Raw genomic sequence first — 15,119 nt, forward strand, 5'->3', positions numbered from 1 at the left:
CGTGGCGGATTTCTTCGCCCGGACAGACAGCCGCCGCAGCCATGCGTCGGCATGGCTGCGGCGGTGGGGAGTCCTGCGAACTGGCGGTGTCACACTCCCCAGTCGTCGTTCACGGCGACGGCGTCGGCGATGCGGAACCGGCCGCCGGACACCAGCGGTTTCGTGGGCTCACCCATTTCGACGACGTGCTTGCCGAACCGGGGAGCCAACGGGCGGCCGACGTCCCGCTTGAGCCACAGGCGCAGCAGGTGCCGACGACGCTCCGGCTCCGGGTGGTCGACGTAGCTGGTGCGCGAGTGCAGCGCGGCGTAGTTGAGCAGCCACTGCACGTCCCCCGGCTGGAAGTCCATGTCGATCGGCAGGCCGGGTTCCTGCGAGATCTCCTCGAAGAGGGTGATGGCCGCGACCTGGTCGGGCGTCAGTTGCGGGACACCGGGATACTCCTGGGCGCTGAAGATCATCGAGCTGCCGGCGTAGGTGCTGAAGACGCCGTCGACGTAGCTGATGATCGGCGAGGTGTACGTCAGTTCCGGGGAGTCGGGGTCCTGGCGCCGCCAGTCCCAGTGGTAGGTGTCGAAGAGCCGGGGGGCGAGGTCCGGCCGGAGGCGCAGCATCTCGTTGTAGATCGTGGTGCCGCTCACCAGGCTGGAGGCTCCGCCCTCCTTGGCGCCGCGCAGGCACATGAGGGCGACGACGTCGGAGCTGTCGGAGTGGAACGGCAGCCGGTCCCGTACGCGAGAGGGCAGCGCCCCCTCGTCGGACAGGGTCTTGTTCGACGTGGCGATCACGTGGTCGAGCAGGTCCCCTCGCTGGTTCTGCCCGATCGGCTGGCCGAGGTGCAGGCCCATGATGAAGAAGATGGCCGCGGCCATGGCGTCGCCGTACTCCTCGATGCGCAGGCCGCGCACCAGGACGAAGCCGCGTCCCGCGTCCATCTGGGCGGCGCACTCGTCGTTGAGGGCGCGACAGGCGTCGAACGGGTAGTCGGCGGCGGTGACGGTGCGCAGGTCGGGGTCCTCGGCGACGAAGCGCCGTCCCAGTGCCTCAAGCTCGGCGCGCTCGGCATCGCTGAGCGCGTAGATCCATTCGGTGGACGTCGACAGCTCGTCGCCGCGCCAGGCGGACGGTCCGGAGATCGGCTGAAGGCCGACAGAGGTGGTCATGATGATGCGCTCCTCGAAAAACGCGGTGAAAAAGCCCGTGGGCGAAGACCCGACGGACGACGAAGGTTTCGGTGCGGCGGGCGTTCGTCGCTCGGCGACGAACGGCACCCGGAACACTCAGAACGGGGTCTGAGGCTCGCCGGCGGCCGTACCGGGGCGCAGTCCTTCCCTGGGCGGGAAGTAGCTGAGCGGCTCGTCATAGGTCCGGCGGCCAGCGCACGACACGAGCAGAACGCCGATCAGGGCGACTGTCCTCATGCTGGTCCCGTCCTTTCGAGAAGTGCCCCCACCATAGGGGAGGGCCGATTCGTCGTCAATGGACGTGACGCCGTCTCGCCATGCAGTACGTCGCATGTCGTGGGTGGTCGGCCCTGCTTGCGCGATCGCCCCGGCGCCGGGCCCCGGGATGAGAGAGATGCTGCGCAAACCCTTGACGCGTCCCCTCTCACTGCGTAGATATGACAGCGCAGTCATGGCAGCGCAGTCATACGAGAACTGACCTCTTTGCCAACTGCCGGAGATCAGGGAGACACCCATGGCAGGACTGGCAGGCCGCAGCGCCGGTGCCGCACCGCGCAGCATCGATGTGGCGAATCTGGCGGGCGTCTCGCAGAAGACGGTGTCTCGGGTCATGAACGGTGAGCAGTACGTCTCCGACGGCGTGCGCCGACGCGTTCTGGAAGCTGCCGACGAACTCGGGTACCGGCTGAACCATGCGGCCCGGGCGCTGGCCTCCGGGCGGACCCGGTCCATCGGAGTGGTGACGCTCGGAACGGCCCTGTACGGGCCGGCCTCGCTGCTCATGGGCGTCGAGCGCGCCGTCCGGGACACCGGTTACGCGCTCCGCGTGGTCAACACGATGGAGGGTGACGCCGCGGGCATCGCCGGTGCCGTCGACTCGCTCCTCGACCAGGGCGTGGACGGCATCGTCATCTCCGAGCCGATCGACGAGGTGGGCGACGACGACCTCTCCGTCCGCGTCGACGTGCCGGTACTGGTCCTTGGCGCGCCACCGCCGTTCGCGGCCCCTCGGGTGGTGACCGCTGGGCTCGTCTCTCACCAGCTGGCACGGGCTGTCACGGAACACCTGCTCGAACTGGGACACCCAACCGTCCACCACCTCGCCGGGCCCCAACGTTGGTACGCAGCGAGGGACCGCCTCGAGGGATGGAGGGCGACGCTGGCCGCGCACGGCAGACGCGAACCGCCTGTCATCGCGGGCGACTGGTCGGCCGCCTCCGGCTACGCGGCCGGCCGCCGACTGGCCCTCGACGACAGCGTGACGGCCGTCTTCGCCGCCAACGACGACATGGCCATAGGTCTGATCCGCGGGCTGCTGGAAGCCGGCCGGCGCGTACCGGAGGACGTCAGTGTCGTCGGTCTCGACGACATCCCGGTCGCCGCGTATGTCTCTCCTCCCCTGACGACCGTGCGGCAACCGTTCGACGCGACGGCGCAGGACGGCCTCAAGCGGCTCGTGCACGCCATCGAGCACCCTGATGCGGACCCGATTCCGGTACACGAGCCGCCTGTCAACCTCGTCGTCCGTGAGTCGACCGCACCCCCGCCGAACCGGACGACCCCGTAACTCCGGCGGACCACGGCCCCACTCTGCAAGACCCCAGTCCCCGATCCTGATGGGAGGTCCGCCCACCCACAGCTCGTCCACCCGTGCTACCCGCTTCGACGCCCGCGGTTGAGCGCCCGAGCCGACCGGCCCGCACCTGATCGTCGCTCATCCACGAACCATCGCCGCGGCCCGGACGCCTCCACTTGAGTCGACCGTCGCCCAGGCCTACGCCCGCTCTTGGCCTTCACCGGCGCGCCCCGCTTTCAGTCAAGGAGCGTGGCGCGCTCGACCGGAATCCGCGCGGACACCTTCACCGCACGGTCTCGCCCCGCACCTCACGCCCGTACCCACGCGGCGCACCACACAGCACGCCGTCGCCCGGCGCGCCGATCCTCTACGCCCTTTCGCGGAGTTCCCATGCCCAGATACTTCACAACCCCGTCCTCGGCCGCCCTGAGCCGCCGCGGCTTCCTCGCCGCGACCGGAGCCGTGACGCTCGCGACCACACTGTCCGCCTGCGGCGGCGGAGACGACACCAGCGGCGGCGCCTCCGCCAAGCCGGTCAGCCAGGCCGACATCGACAAGGCGATGAAGACGCCCACCGAGCTGACGTTCTGGACCTGGGTCCCGAACATCGACAAGGAGATCGCGCTCTTCGAGGCGAAGTACCCGGCCATCAAGGTCAAGGCCGTCAACTCCGGCCAGGGAGTGGCCCACTACACGAAGCTGCGCACCGCGCTCAAGGCGGGCAGCGGCGCCCCGGACGCCGTGCAGATCGAGTACCAGGCGATCCCGACGTTCACGATCACGGACAGCCTGCTCGACCTGCGCCCCTACGGTGCCACGGCGCTCAAGGACACGTTCGTCGACTGGACGTGGGCGCAGGTCAGCGGCAGCAACGGTGAGATCTGGGCGATACCCCAGGACACCGGCCCGATGGGCATGCTCTACCGGAAGGACATCTTCGACAAGCACGGCATCAAGGTGCCCGAGACCTGGGACGAGTTCGCGGCCGCGGCTCGCCAACTCCACAAGGCCGATCCGGACGTCTATCTGACGAACCTGGCGGCCAACGAGGCCGCCGCCTGGCACGGTCTGCTCTGGCAGGCGGGCGCCAAGCCGTATGCGACCTCGGGCAAGGGCGACATCACCATCGACGTCGATGCCCCCGTCTCCCGGAAGCTCGGCGCGTACTGGGGAGGCCTGGCGAAGGAAGGGGTCATCGGCACCGAGCCCGACTTCGCCGACTCCTGGTACGCCGCGCTCAACAAGGGCAAGTACGCCACCTGGATCACCGCCGCGTGGGGACCGGCGTTCCTCTCGGGATCGGCCAAGGCCACCGCGGGCAAGTGGCGGGCGGCTCCGCTGCCGCAGTGGGACGCCGCCAAGCCGACGTCGGGCAACTGGGGCGGTTCTACTACCGCCGTCATCAAGAACACCAAGAACCCGATCGCGGCTGCGATGTTCGCCCAGTTCCTCAACGGCGACCCGGCCAGCGCGAAGATGTTCGCCACCGAGCAGTTCTTCTTCCCGGCGACCAAGGCGCTGCTCTCGGACCCTGCGTTCGTGGCCGACGCGCCGTCCTTCTACGGGGGCCAGAAGGTCAACCAGGTCTTCGCCGACATCAGCTCCACGGTCAACTCCCGTTTCCAGTGGCCGCCGTTCCTCGACCAGGCGGCGACCGACTGGACCGAGACCGTCGGCAAGTCACTCGCCGGCAAGACCGACACCGTCCGCGCCCTCGGCACCTGGCAGTCGCGGCTCACGACGTACGCCAAGAAGCAGGGCTTCACCGTCACGACGTCGTGACCTGTTCGTCGGGTCCCGCGCGGCGGCGTGGGGCCCACCCGTCCCGTCACCTTGAACCCATCCCGTCAGAAAGGCCCGAAGATGACTGCCACAACCGCGGCCTCCCTCAAAGGCCGGCGCCGAGACGGGCCGACACGCCCCCGGCGTGGCGGCAGGCGCCACCGCCGGTCGGCAGGGCCCCTGTTCGTCGCACCCTTCATGGTGCTGTTCCTCCTGCTCTTCCTGGCTCCCCTCGGCTACGCCGCCTATCTCAGCCTCTACCAGGAGCGTCTGATCGGCGGGACGGTGTTCGTCGGCCTCGACAACTACGTCCAGGCCCTCGGCGATCCCCAACTCATCCACGGTGTCGGTCGCGTCGCGCTGTTCTTCGTGATCCAGGTGCCCGTGATGTTGTTGCTGGCGCTGCTGTTCGCTCTCGCGCTCGACAGCGGCCTGCTGCGGCTCGCACGTGTGATCCGGCTGGGCATCTTCATCCCGTACGCCGTCCCGAGCGTGGTCGCCGCGCTGATGTGGGGCTACCTGTACGGCCCGGACTTCGGCCCGTTCGCCCAGCTGAGCCGGAATCTCGACCTGCCGGTTCCGCACTTCCTCAGCGACGGCTGGATGCTGGGCAGCCTCGCGAACATCGTGACCTGGGAGTTCGTCGGCTACAACATGATCATCATGTACGCCGCCCTGCGCACCATCCCGCAGGAGCTGTACGAGGCGGCCGCGATGGACGGAGCCGGAGCCTGGCGCGTCGCCCGGTCCATCAAGCTGCCGGCACTGCGGCCGACGCTCCTGCTCACCCTGCTGTTCTCCGTGATCGGCAGCTTCCAGCTGTTCAACGAACCGAAGCTGCTGATGAGCATCGCCCCGGACGTGATCAGCAGTTCCTACACGGCGAACCTCTACGCCTACTCACTCGCCTTCACCGGCCAGCAGGTCAACTACGCGGCCACGGTGTCCTTCCTTCTCGGCCTCGTCATCGTGATCGCCTCCTACGCCGTCCTGCTCACCGCGAACCGCAGGAGGACTTCGTGACGACCTCCCCCAAGTCCTCGGCCACGCTTGCACAGGGAGCGCCCCCGTCCCCGAAGGCGTCGATCACGTTGACCTCGGAGCAGGCTCCCACCGTGCCGCCGAGAAGGCACCGCCGCCGCAGGGCCCGCCGCAGCACTCCGCTGACGATCGCCATGCTGGCCGCCCTCGCCTACTTCCTCCTGCCGCTGCTGTGGCTGCTGGTCGCCTCGACCAAGAGCACCCAGGACCTGTTCAACACCTTCGGTCTGTGGTTCTCGCACGCCCCGCAGTTGCTGACGAACGTCACGGAGACCTTCACCCAGGACGACGGGGTCTTCGTGCACTGGCTGCTCAACACGGCCGTGTACGCGGGGGTCAGCGCTGTCGGGGCCGCGCTGCTCGCGGCGGCCGGCGGGTACGGGTTCGCCAAGTTCCGCTTCCGCGGCGACCGGGCTGCCTTCAACCTCGTCGTGGGCGCCGTCATGGTGCCGACCACCGCTCTGGCGATCCCCACCTACCTGCTCTTCGCGCAGGCGGGCCTGGTCAACACGCCGTGGGCCGTCATCCTGCCCTCACTGGTCAATCCGTTCGGCCTCTACCTCATGCGCGTCTACGCCGAGGACGCCGTACCCGACAGCATCCTGGAGGCCGCCCGCATCGATGGGGCCGGCGAGGTCCGGATCTTCTTCCGGATCGTTCTCAGGCTGCTCGGCCCCGGTCTGGTGACGGTCCTGCTGTTCACTCTCGTGGCGACCTGGAACAACTACTTCCTGCCGCTGATCATGCTCAACGACCCCGATCTGTACCCGATCACCGTCGGACTCTCCTCGTGGGCCGCGCAGGCCCAGAACGGCGGAGCCGGTGCCAGCAGCGACATGCTCGCCCTGGTGGTGACCGGCTCCCTGATCTCGATCATCCCGCTCGTCGTGGCCTTCCTGCTGCTCCAGCGTTACTGGCAGAGCGGCCTGGCTTCCGGCGGCGTCAAGCAGTAGCCCGCGCCTTCCTCATATCCACCCCTGTTCCTCGGAGGTTTCCCTTCATGGCGGCTCTGCCTGCCCGCGTCCTCTTCGGCGCCGCGTACTACCACGAGTACACGCCCGCCTATGATCCCGAGCTGCGGCCCGACGAACGGCTGAAGACCGACCTCGACCTGATGGCCGAGGCGAACTTCACCGTGATCCGGGTGGGGGAGTCGGTCTGGTCGACCTGGGAGCCTACGAGCGGCCGCTTCGACCTCGACTGGCTCCAGCCCGTACTCGACGGCGCCCACGAGCGCGGCATCTCCGTCATCATCGGCACACCGACGTACGCCGCGCCGCCGTGGCTGGCCCGCCAGTACCCGGAGATCACCGCCGAGTCCGCCACCGGGCAGCGCCTCGGCTGGGGCGCCCGCCAGGAGATCGACTTCACCCACCCCGCGTTCCGGTTCCACGCCGAGCGGGTGATCCGCAAGATGGTGGCCCGGTACGCCGACCACCCGGCGGTCATCGGCTGGCAGGTGGACAACGAGCCGGGCCTGCACCTCTTCCACAACCGCGGTGTCTTCCAGCGCTTCGTGGACCACCTGCGGGAGAAGTACGGCGACGTCGAGACCCTGAACCGGGAGTGGGGCCTGGTCTACTGGTCGCACCGTCTGTCGACCTGGGCCGACCTGTGGACGCCGGACGGCAACGCGCAGCCCCAGTACGACGTCGCATGGCGGGAGTTCCAGGCCCGGCAGGTAACGGAGTTCATCGGCTGGCAGGCCGACATCGTCCGGGAGTACGCCCGGCCCGAGCAGTTCGTCACCACGTGCATCTCCTACACCCGCCAAGGGGTGGAGGACGACGAGCTGACCGACCGCCTCGACATCGCCTCCGGCAATCCGTACTACGACATGCAGGACGGCCTGCTGCTGCCCGACCCCACGCCCGATACCCACGAGCAGAAGTGGAAGACCACCGGGGTGTGGTCGATGTACCAGACCGCCGACTGGATGTTCTCCTCCCGCCAGGAGCCGTTCCTGGTCACCGAGACCAACGCCCAGAGCATCGGTTTCGCGTGGGACAACCGGCCCGGCTACGACGGCCAGTGGCGGCAGGCCGCCTGGGCGCACGTCGCGCGCGGGGCGCGGATGATCGAGTACTGGCAGTGGCAGACGCTGCGCTTCGGCGCGGAGACCTACTGGGGCGGCGTCCTGCCGCACAGCGGGCAGCCCGGCCGGACCTACGCCGAAATCGCCCGTCTCGGCGCGGAGTTCGAGGCCGCCGGGCCGCTCGTCGCCGGGCTGGAGCCGGACGCCGACATCACGATGGTCTACTCGATGCCGAGCAAGTGGCTGATGCAGAAGTACCCGCCGCTCGCGACCGCGGACGGCGAACCGGACGCCGCTGCGTACCACCGGTTCTTCGACCCCTTCTACCGTGGCGCCTTCGACGCGGGCCGCCAGGTGCGCATCGTCCACGCCCGCCAGCTGCATGACCCGCGCGGCAACCGGGAGGGGATGACGCCGGAAGAGGCCGTGGAGCGCCACCCGGTCCTGGTCGCCCCGGCCCTGTACATCGTCGACGACACCACGCTCGACTGGCTGGAGGCCTACGCCCGGGCGGGTGGCCACCTGGTGCTCGGCCCGCGCACCGCCTACGCCGACCACGAGGCACGCGCCCGCCACGAGCCGGCACCCGGACGCCTCGTCCCCGCCGCGGGCGTGCGGTACGACGAGTTCAGCAACCTCTCGGGCGAGGTCCCGGTCCGCGCCGTGCCCGGCAGCCCGCTGGAGGTTCCTGCGGACGCGACGGCGACACAGTGGATCGAGGGCCTCGCGGTCGTCGACGCCGAGGTTCTCGCGGGTTACGAGCACCCGCACTTCGGCCACTGGCCGGCGGTCACCACCCGCCGCCACGGCGAGGGCCGCGTCACCTGCGTCGGCACGGTGCCGGGCCGCGATCTCGCCCGGACCCTGGCGGCGTGGCTGGCCCCGGCCGCGCGCAGCGGGTGGCGCGACCTTCCCGCGTCCGTCACGGCGACCACCGGCACCTCGCCCGACGGCCGCCGCGTCCACATCGTTCACAACTGGAGCTGGGAGCCCGTGAGCGTCCCCGCACCGGTCAACCTCTCCGACGCCCTGACGGGCACCTCCATCCTCGCGGGCTCGCCGCTGGACCTCGGGGCCTGGGACGTACGCGTCCTCGCCTCCACCGACGCCGACCCGGCGCCGGCCCCCGATGCAACCGACCAATCCTGATCCATCCCCTGAGGAGGGGCCATGCAGAGAAGAAGGCTTGGACGAGCTTTCGGAACCTTCGCGGCGACATCCGCGATCCTCGCGATACCGATGAGCGGGGCGCAGGCGTACGACCCGACGGGCGGGACCATGTACCAGCTCGGCAGCGAGCCGTGCCTGAAGGGGCGGTTCAACTGCGCGGTCTACCCGAAGTCGGCCGAACTGCCGAGCGGCCGTCTGGTGGCGTCGTTCGAGAAGTCCACGGTCGTGACGGAGACGGGAAGCGCCGACAAGCAGACCCTGCCGGTCTACAAGAGCGACGACCACGGAACGACGTGGCAGCCGCTGTCGCAGGTCAAGGCTCCGGCCTACCTCTCCAGCGACCCCCAGTACGCGAAGTACACGAGCAACTGGACCAACCCCTATCTCTACGTGCTTCCGCAGGACGTCGGGAACCTGAAGCAGGGCACACTCCTCCTCGCCAGCGTCGTGTCGGGCGACGACTACTACTACAAGGAGCACAAGGCCGCCGACCCCAATTGGGTCCCGTCCAACGACGGCGACCGCAAGGACCTGGCGATCGCCCTGTACTCCAGCACCGACGACGGCGCGACCTGGAAGGTCCTCAACGTCGTCGCGACCGGCGGCTGGCAGGGCGGCAGCGCGGGCGCGCTCGGCACCTTCGCCAACGCCAACACGAACCAGCAGGTGGACCCCCTCTGGGAGCCGTACCTGATGGTCCACAAGGGCAAGCTCGTCTGCTACTACTCCGACGAGAACGACTACATCGGCTTCAACGCGACCACTGGCGTCCCGACCCTGGACCCCGGCAACGACACCGCCAAGGACTCGATGGGCCAGATCCTCGTCCACAAGACGTGGGACGGCCGGAGTGCGCAGTGGAGCGCTCCCGTCGTCGACATCGCCGGCCTGACCCAGGACATGGGCGGTGGCAAGACCGAGATCGGTGGCGGACGGCCGGGCATGACGAACGTCGTCCGCACGACCGACGGCAAGTGGATGATCACCTACGAGTACTGGGGCGGCGGGGCCAACACCCGCTACCGGATCGCCGACGACCCGCTGAAGTTCTACACCGGCTCGCCCACCGGCACCGGGGTCAACTCCCTGCCGCTCGACTCCGGTTCGCGCGCACTCGCGATGGGCGGCAGCCCGGTGATCATCAGGCTTCCCGGGGGGCGCCTGGTCTACAACGCGGCGGGCAGCGGCAACGTCTGGGTCAACGAGAGCGGACGCAGCGACGGTACGTGGAAGGAGTACCAGACCACCTCGCAGGCCGGCTACAGCCGCAACCTGCAGTACGTCGACGGCACCGGCCGCATAGCGATCCTCAACAACCAGGGCACGTCCACGATCGCCTACGCCGAGGTCGACCTCGGCCACTCGGACGGCGCCTACTACCAGCTGGTGAACCGCAAGACCGACCAGGTGATCGGCACCGGCAACAAGACCAACGACGCCAACATCGGCAACGGGGACGTTCCCGACGTCCGGCTCGAGGCCCCGGGCTCGGCTGCGAACGCGGCCACCCAGTACTGGCACGTGACGACCGAGCCGAACGGCGGCGTGAGCCTGCTGAACAAATCCGGCGGCCGCGCGGCGGCCATCTGGACCGGCAACGCCACGGCCGGTCAGAAGATCGGCCAGTGGGTCGACAACAGCAAGACGGGCAGCTGGAACCTCGTCAAGACCAGCGACGGGTTCTACAAGCTGCAGTCGGTCAAGAACACGAGCCTGTACCTGACCGGAGCGACCGCCGGGGCGCAGCTGACCCTGCAGACCGCGCTCACGGACGGCTCCCAGGACTGGGAGCTCGTCCAGTAGGCACCCTTCCCGCGGCGCCCACGCCGTCAGGGCTGCAGGCGATGGCCCGGCGTCACCCCGCTTGCACCCGGGGCCTGGTCTGCGCTGCCAGGCCCCTCGTCGGCGCCGATGGTGTGGCTGCCGCACCAACCGCCGGTTCCCCTGTTGCACCCGCGGATGCCCACTCGGGTGTGGTGGACGTCGGCCACGTCACGACGGAGGCGGCGGCCCGCGTTTCTCTCTCCCCATGGGCGACGACGAGTGCGGGTGCCACGAACCGCACCGTCCGACACGGGCCGCTATGCGGTGCGCGTCCGCATCGTGGGTGCCGCCCCGGGGCCGGGCAGATCGGGAAGGTCGAGCGCGGCGCCCCAACTGGCGAGAAGGTTCAGGCTCTCGTGGGAGGCGGTGCCGGGCTCGGCGGTGTAGGCGGTGAGGGTCAGGCCCGGGTCGGTGGGCAGCGGCATGGCCTCGTAGGCGAGGCGGAGAGGGCCGACGGCCGGATGGTGGAAGGTCTTGGCGCCGGTGCGGTGCAGGCGTACGTCGTGGGTTGCCCACAGGGTGCGGAAATCCTCACTGCGGGTGGACAGTTCGTCGATCAGGTCGGTCAGGTCATCGTTGTGGGGGTCGCGGCCGACCTCAGTGCGCAGAAGGGCGACGGTACTGTGCGCGGTGTTGTCCGGGTCGGCGTAGAAGTCTGCGGCGGCCGGGTCGAGGAAACGGAACCGGGCGAGGTTGGCCGGGTGGGCACTGCCGGTGAGGGCTGGGGCGTACAGAGCGCGTCCGAGGCGGTTGATGGCGAGGATGTCCAGGCGGCCGTTGCGGATGAAGGCGGGGGCCTCGGTCATGGCGTCGAGCAGGTACTGGAGGGTGGGCCGCAGGGGCTGGGGTCGGCCGCGGCGCGGTACGCGGCGGGCGGCGCCGGTGTGGGCCGTGCGGGCCAGATCGCGCAGGTGAGCCTGTTCGGCCTCGTCGAGCCGGAGCGCGCGGGCGACGGCGTCCAGGACGGCGTCGGAGGCGCCCTGGAGCTTGCCGCGTTCCAGACGGGCGTAGTACTCGACGCTGATCCCGGCGAGGAGGGCGACCTCCTCGCGGCGTAGACCCGGCACCCGCCGATGCCTGCCCATGGCCGGCAGCCCCGCCTGCTCGGGAGTGATCTTCGCCCGCCGGGTGCAGAGGAACTCACGGATCTCGCTGCTCTGGTCCACGCTTTCGAGGCTACGGCGCCGGTGGTAAGGGACACCAATGAGGGGTGTACTGCCAGTACACGGAACAAGCGACCCTCCCACATCCTCGTGGGCTGCGGTTCCATCGGTTGTGACAGCAGGCGGGGACGCCCGGGCTCTGTGCTGATTGCCGCAGAACGCCGCGAAAGCGCCCCGCGTGGCACGTGCGAAGACGCCGGTCACCACACCATTACTTCCGAGAGGACACAGGATGCACACGCGCACGCTCGGTCAGGGTCTGGAGGTCTCGGCCATCGGCCTCGGATGCATGGGCATGTCCCAGGGCTACGGGCCGAATCCCGGAGACCGGCAGGACATGATCGGGGTGATCCGCGCCGCCGTCGACCGCGGCATCACGTTCTTCGACACTGCCGAGGTCTATGGCCCTTACGTCAACGAAGAACTCGTGGGCGAAGCGCTCGCCCCCGTGCGGGACCAGGTCGTTCTCGCGACGAAGTTCGGCTGGCGCATCGAAGGAGGCAAGTTCACCGGGCTGGACAGTCGGCCGGAGCAGATCAAGCGGGTCGCCGACGCCTCCCTGCGCCGACTGCGCAGCGAGACGATCGACCTCTTCTACCAGCACCGGGTCGACCCCGATGTCCCCATCGAGGACGTCGCCGGTGCGGTCGCCGAACTCGTGCAGGCGGGCAAGGTGCGCCACTTCGGCCTGTCGGAGGCGGCGGCGTCGACCATCCGCAAGGCCCACGCGGTCCACCCCGTGACCGCGGTCCAGAGCGAGTACTCCCTGTGGACCCGCGATCCCGAGCCCGAGGTCCTGCCGACACTCGCCGAGCTCGGAATCGGCTTCGTACCGTTCAGCCCGCTCGGCAAGGGCTTCCTCACCGGTACCGTCGACACCACAACCTCGTTCGCCGAAGGCGACATCCGTGCCTCGATCCCCCGGTTCGAGGAAGAGAACCGTGCCGCCAACCAGGCACTGGTCGACCACGTCGCCACTCTGGCCCGGGCCAAGAGCGCCAGCCCCGGACAGGTCGCCCTGGCCTGGCTTCTCGCACAGCACCCGTGGATCGCCCCGATTCCCGGCACACGCCGCGTCGAGCGCGTGGAGGAGAACGCCGGCGCGACCCAGGTAGCCTTGACCGCCGACGAGGTCGCTGACCTCGACGCGACAGCGGCGCGCATCGGCGTACACGGCGACCGCTACAACGAGCTGCACATGGGCTTTGTCGGTCGGTGACCGGTCAGGCATACGGTTGGGCCGGGGCGGTCACCCCGGCCCAACGCGCCACAGGGGGTCGAGGCCGCCCGTCTAGGTGACCCATCAACGACGCTTACACTTTCTGTATGGGACAGACAGCGCGGTGGTTGACGCCGGAGGAGCAGCACGCGTGGCGGAGCTTTGTCCGTCTGCATGAGAAGCTCGGAGGCCGGTTGGGGCGCTTGTTGCAAACGCAGTCGAAGCTGTCGGAGGCCGACTTCGCTGTGTTGGTCCAGCTCACGGATGTGCCGGAAGGGCGGCAGCGTTACCAGGACCTGGCCAAGGCGCTGGAGTGGGAGAAGAGCCGGATGTCCCATCACATCGCGCGGATGGCCGGACGAGGGCTGGTGGTGCGGGAAGAATGTCTCGAGGACGCTCGCGGCGCGTTCGTGGTGATCACGGACGCGGGGCGAGCGGCGATCGAGGCGGCCGCCCCGCTCCATGTCGAGGCGGTGCGTTCGCTGTTCCTCGACCATGTCACTCCCGCTGAGCTGCGGACGTTGGGGCAGATCTCCGAGCGTGTGGTCGCGAAGCTGGATGAAGACTCGTCCTGAGTCGACGCCCTGACGCTGGTGACGAGTCGGACGGTCCGGCGCGCAAGATCCTTCTCGGCGGCACTCCGTTCGGCGAAGAGATCGTCATGTGGTGGAACATCGTCGGCCGCGGCCATGCACGGGCGCCGGGCGCCTGCGTCGGCCGGGGTCTTGGTGAGCCGCTGTGCGATGTCCCGATGGGTGTCGCAGACCTAGGAGTGCCTTCGGCATGGGGCACGAAGGTCGCGGCGAGGCGCGGTCAGGCTCGGTCGTCCCGGGGCAGGCGGTGGCCGGCCCGGTACACCGCGCGGATGTCGGTGATCGCGCTGAGGTCGGCGATGGGTGAACTGCCCACCACCAGCAGGTCGGCGTCCGCGCCGGGCCGCAGCACGCCCTTGCGTCCCTTGAGGCCGACCGCTTCGGCGGCCTCCGCCGTTGCAGAACGCAACACCTTGGCAGTCGGCATGCCCAACTGGGCGAGCTGAGCGAGCGCATGGGGAAAGATGTCGTGAGGCTTGCCCGGCTCGATGCCCGCGTCGGTGCCCACCACGATCCGCGCGCCTGATGCGACCACTTTGGCCATGACGTCTGTCAGGGCGTCGATGCGGGCGGCCAGGGCCGACGGAAGCTCCCCTCCCTGCAGGTATCCCAACGTCAGACTGACGAAGGTCCCTCGCCGCACCACCTGATCGAGCAGATCGTGCTCCAGCCCTGCGCCGTCGGCGGTGAGGAAGGAGAAGTGCTCGAGGGTGTCGAAGCCGGCGTCGAGCACGTCCCCGATCGCCTCGGGCGCGTGGACGTGCGCGGCCGTGGAGAGCCCATGCCGGCGCGCCTCCTCGACGATCAGCTGCAGTTCGGCCAGTCCGTACTGCCGTGTAAGGGGGCTGGAGCCGGGCGTCATGTTGCCGCCACTGGCCATCACCTTCACCACGTCACAGCCGCGTTCGGCTCGTCGGCGTACTGCCTCGCGCAGTGCGTCGGCTCCTTCGGCCTCGCCGCCGAGGAAGTGGCAGTGGCCGCCTCGGGTGGTGATCGGCGGGCCCGCGGCGACGATCTCGGGACGCTGGGTGGGTGGCATCTGATCGCGCACCGCGAGGGCGAGGTAGTCGCGGTCGCCCAGGTCCCGGACCGTCGTGACGCCTGTGTGCAGTGCGGTCGTGGCCGCGGCGCGAGCGGTGTCCAGGAGGGCGCCGGAGTCGCCGTTCGCGACGTGGTCCACCGCGTCCGGACCGGCGTCCCAGCACAGGTGCACGTGCGCGTCGACCAGTCCGGGAAGCAGCCACGCGTCCGGCCCGAAGTCGGTCACGGTGGCATGCTCCGGCGGCACGGATCCGGTCAGGTCGACGTCTCGTATCAGGCCGTCCTCGACGAGCACGATGCCCGGCCCACGGGCCTGGCCGCCGTCGAAGACATGCCCTGCTCTGAGTGCCTGAGGGGCGCTCTGCGGCACTATGACCTCCAAGCGATGCCGGCTGTGGACGGGAGGGGAGTCGGGCCTAGAAGACCATGCACAAGATGATGCGTCAACCAATATCGGGTCGTCGTTCAGGCTGGAAGGGCCGCGGGTGAGG

At 69.3% G+C, this 15,119-nt stretch carries 12 protein-coding genes; 8 read left to right on the forward strand and 4 right to left on the reverse strand.

From position 1 onward, the window contains the following. Window positions 1-89: 89 nt before the first annotated feature. Both ACH4G3_RS16225 and ACH4G3_RS16230 read right to left on the reverse strand, forming a co-directional pair. Entirely contained in the window at window positions 90-1,163 is a 1,074-nt protein-coding gene (locus ACH4G3_RS16225) for a TauD/TfdA family dioxygenase (protein ID WP_397625065.1), read from the reverse strand. Window positions 1,164-1,280: 117 nt separating this feature from the next. Beyond that, a complete protein-coding gene (locus ACH4G3_RS16230) occupies window positions 1,281-1,421 on the reverse strand; it encodes a hypothetical protein (RefSeq protein ID WP_392037521.1) in 141 nt (46 codons plus the stop codon). Window positions 1,422-1,698: 277 nt separating this feature from the next. Here ACH4G3_RS16230 and ACH4G3_RS16235 point away from each other — a divergent pair, with 277 nt between their 5' ends. The 6 genes from ACH4G3_RS16235 (at window position 1,699) to ACH4G3_RS16260 (ending at window position 10,591) form a co-directional block, all read left to right on the forward strand. Next, on the forward strand, window positions 1,699-2,751 hold the full coding sequence (locus ACH4G3_RS16235; protein WP_397625066.1) for a LacI family DNA-binding transcriptional regulator: 1,053 nt from the start codon (window positions 1,699-1,701) through the stop codon (window positions 2,749-2,751). Window positions 2,752-3,150: 399 nt separating this feature from the next. After that, window positions 3,151-4,542, forward strand: coding sequence for an ABC transporter substrate-binding protein (locus tag ACH4G3_RS16240; RefSeq protein WP_397625067.1), 1,392 nt, complete (start codon window positions 3,151-3,153; stop codon window positions 4,540-4,542). Window positions 4,543-4,740: 198 nt separating this feature from the next. Continuing rightward, window positions 4,741-5,565: a carbohydrate ABC transporter permease gene (locus ACH4G3_RS16245; protein ID WP_397625068.1), complete on the forward strand. Its 825-nt coding sequence runs from the start codon at window positions 4,741-4,743 to the stop codon at window positions 5,563-5,565. A 62-nt stretch (window positions 5,566-5,627) separates the two neighbouring features. After that, complete coding sequence (locus ACH4G3_RS16250; protein WP_397625500.1) at window positions 5,628-6,536, forward strand: carbohydrate ABC transporter permease; 909 nt, start codon at window positions 5,628-5,630, stop codon at window positions 6,534-6,536. A gap of 47 nt (window positions 6,537-6,583) precedes the next feature. Beyond that, the gene (locus ACH4G3_RS16255) at window positions 6,584-8,767 is read left to right on the forward strand and encodes a beta-galactosidase (RefSeq protein ID WP_397625069.1); all 2,184 of its coding nucleotides are present in this window, start codon (window positions 6,584-6,586) and stop codon (window positions 8,765-8,767) included. 21 nt (window positions 8,768-8,788) lie between these two features. Beyond that, window positions 8,789-10,591, forward strand: a complete 1,803-nt coding sequence (locus tag ACH4G3_RS16260) for an RICIN domain-containing protein (RefSeq protein WP_397625070.1) — start codon at window positions 8,789-8,791, stop codon at window positions 10,589-10,591. 278 nt (window positions 10,592-10,869) lie between these two features. On the opposite strand, the gene ACH4G3_RS16265 is transcribed toward ACH4G3_RS16260, so the two are convergent. Beyond that, on the reverse strand, window positions 10,870-11,778 hold the full coding sequence (locus ACH4G3_RS16265; RefSeq protein WP_397625071.1) for a helix-turn-helix domain-containing protein: 909 nt from the start codon (window positions 11,776-11,778) through the stop codon (window positions 10,870-10,872). A 229-nt stretch (window positions 11,779-12,007) separates the two neighbouring features. On the opposite strand from ACH4G3_RS16265, the gene ACH4G3_RS16270 reads away from it, so the two are divergent. Together ACH4G3_RS16270 and ACH4G3_RS16275 are read left to right on the forward strand one after the other, a co-directional pair. After that, on the forward strand, window positions 12,008-12,994 hold the full coding sequence (locus tag ACH4G3_RS16270) for an aldo/keto reductase (RefSeq protein ID WP_397625072.1): 987 nt from the start codon (window positions 12,008-12,010) through the stop codon (window positions 12,992-12,994). Window positions 12,995-13,101: 107 nt separating this feature from the next. Beyond that, window positions 13,102-13,569 carry a MarR family winged helix-turn-helix transcriptional regulator gene (locus tag ACH4G3_RS16275; RefSeq protein ID WP_397625073.1) on the forward strand — a complete coding sequence of 156 codons (468 nt, stop codon included), beginning with the start codon at window positions 13,102-13,104 and terminating at the stop codon, window positions 13,567-13,569. Window positions 13,570-13,807: 238 nt separating this feature from the next. Here the strand turns inward: ACH4G3_RS16275 and ACH4G3_RS16280 are convergent, their stop codons facing one another. After that, window positions 13,808-14,998 (reverse strand): amidohydrolase family protein, encoded by a 1,191-nt coding sequence (locus ACH4G3_RS16280; RefSeq protein WP_397625074.1) that lies wholly within the window; start codon window positions 14,996-14,998, stop codon window positions 13,808-13,810. Window positions 14,999-15,119: the final 121 nt, after the last annotated feature.

Source organism: Streptomyces afghaniensis, assembly GCF_044327915.1.
Classification (GTDB): domain Bacteria; phylum Actinomycetota; class Actinomycetes; order Streptomycetales; family Streptomycetaceae; genus Streptomyces; species Streptomyces afghaniensis.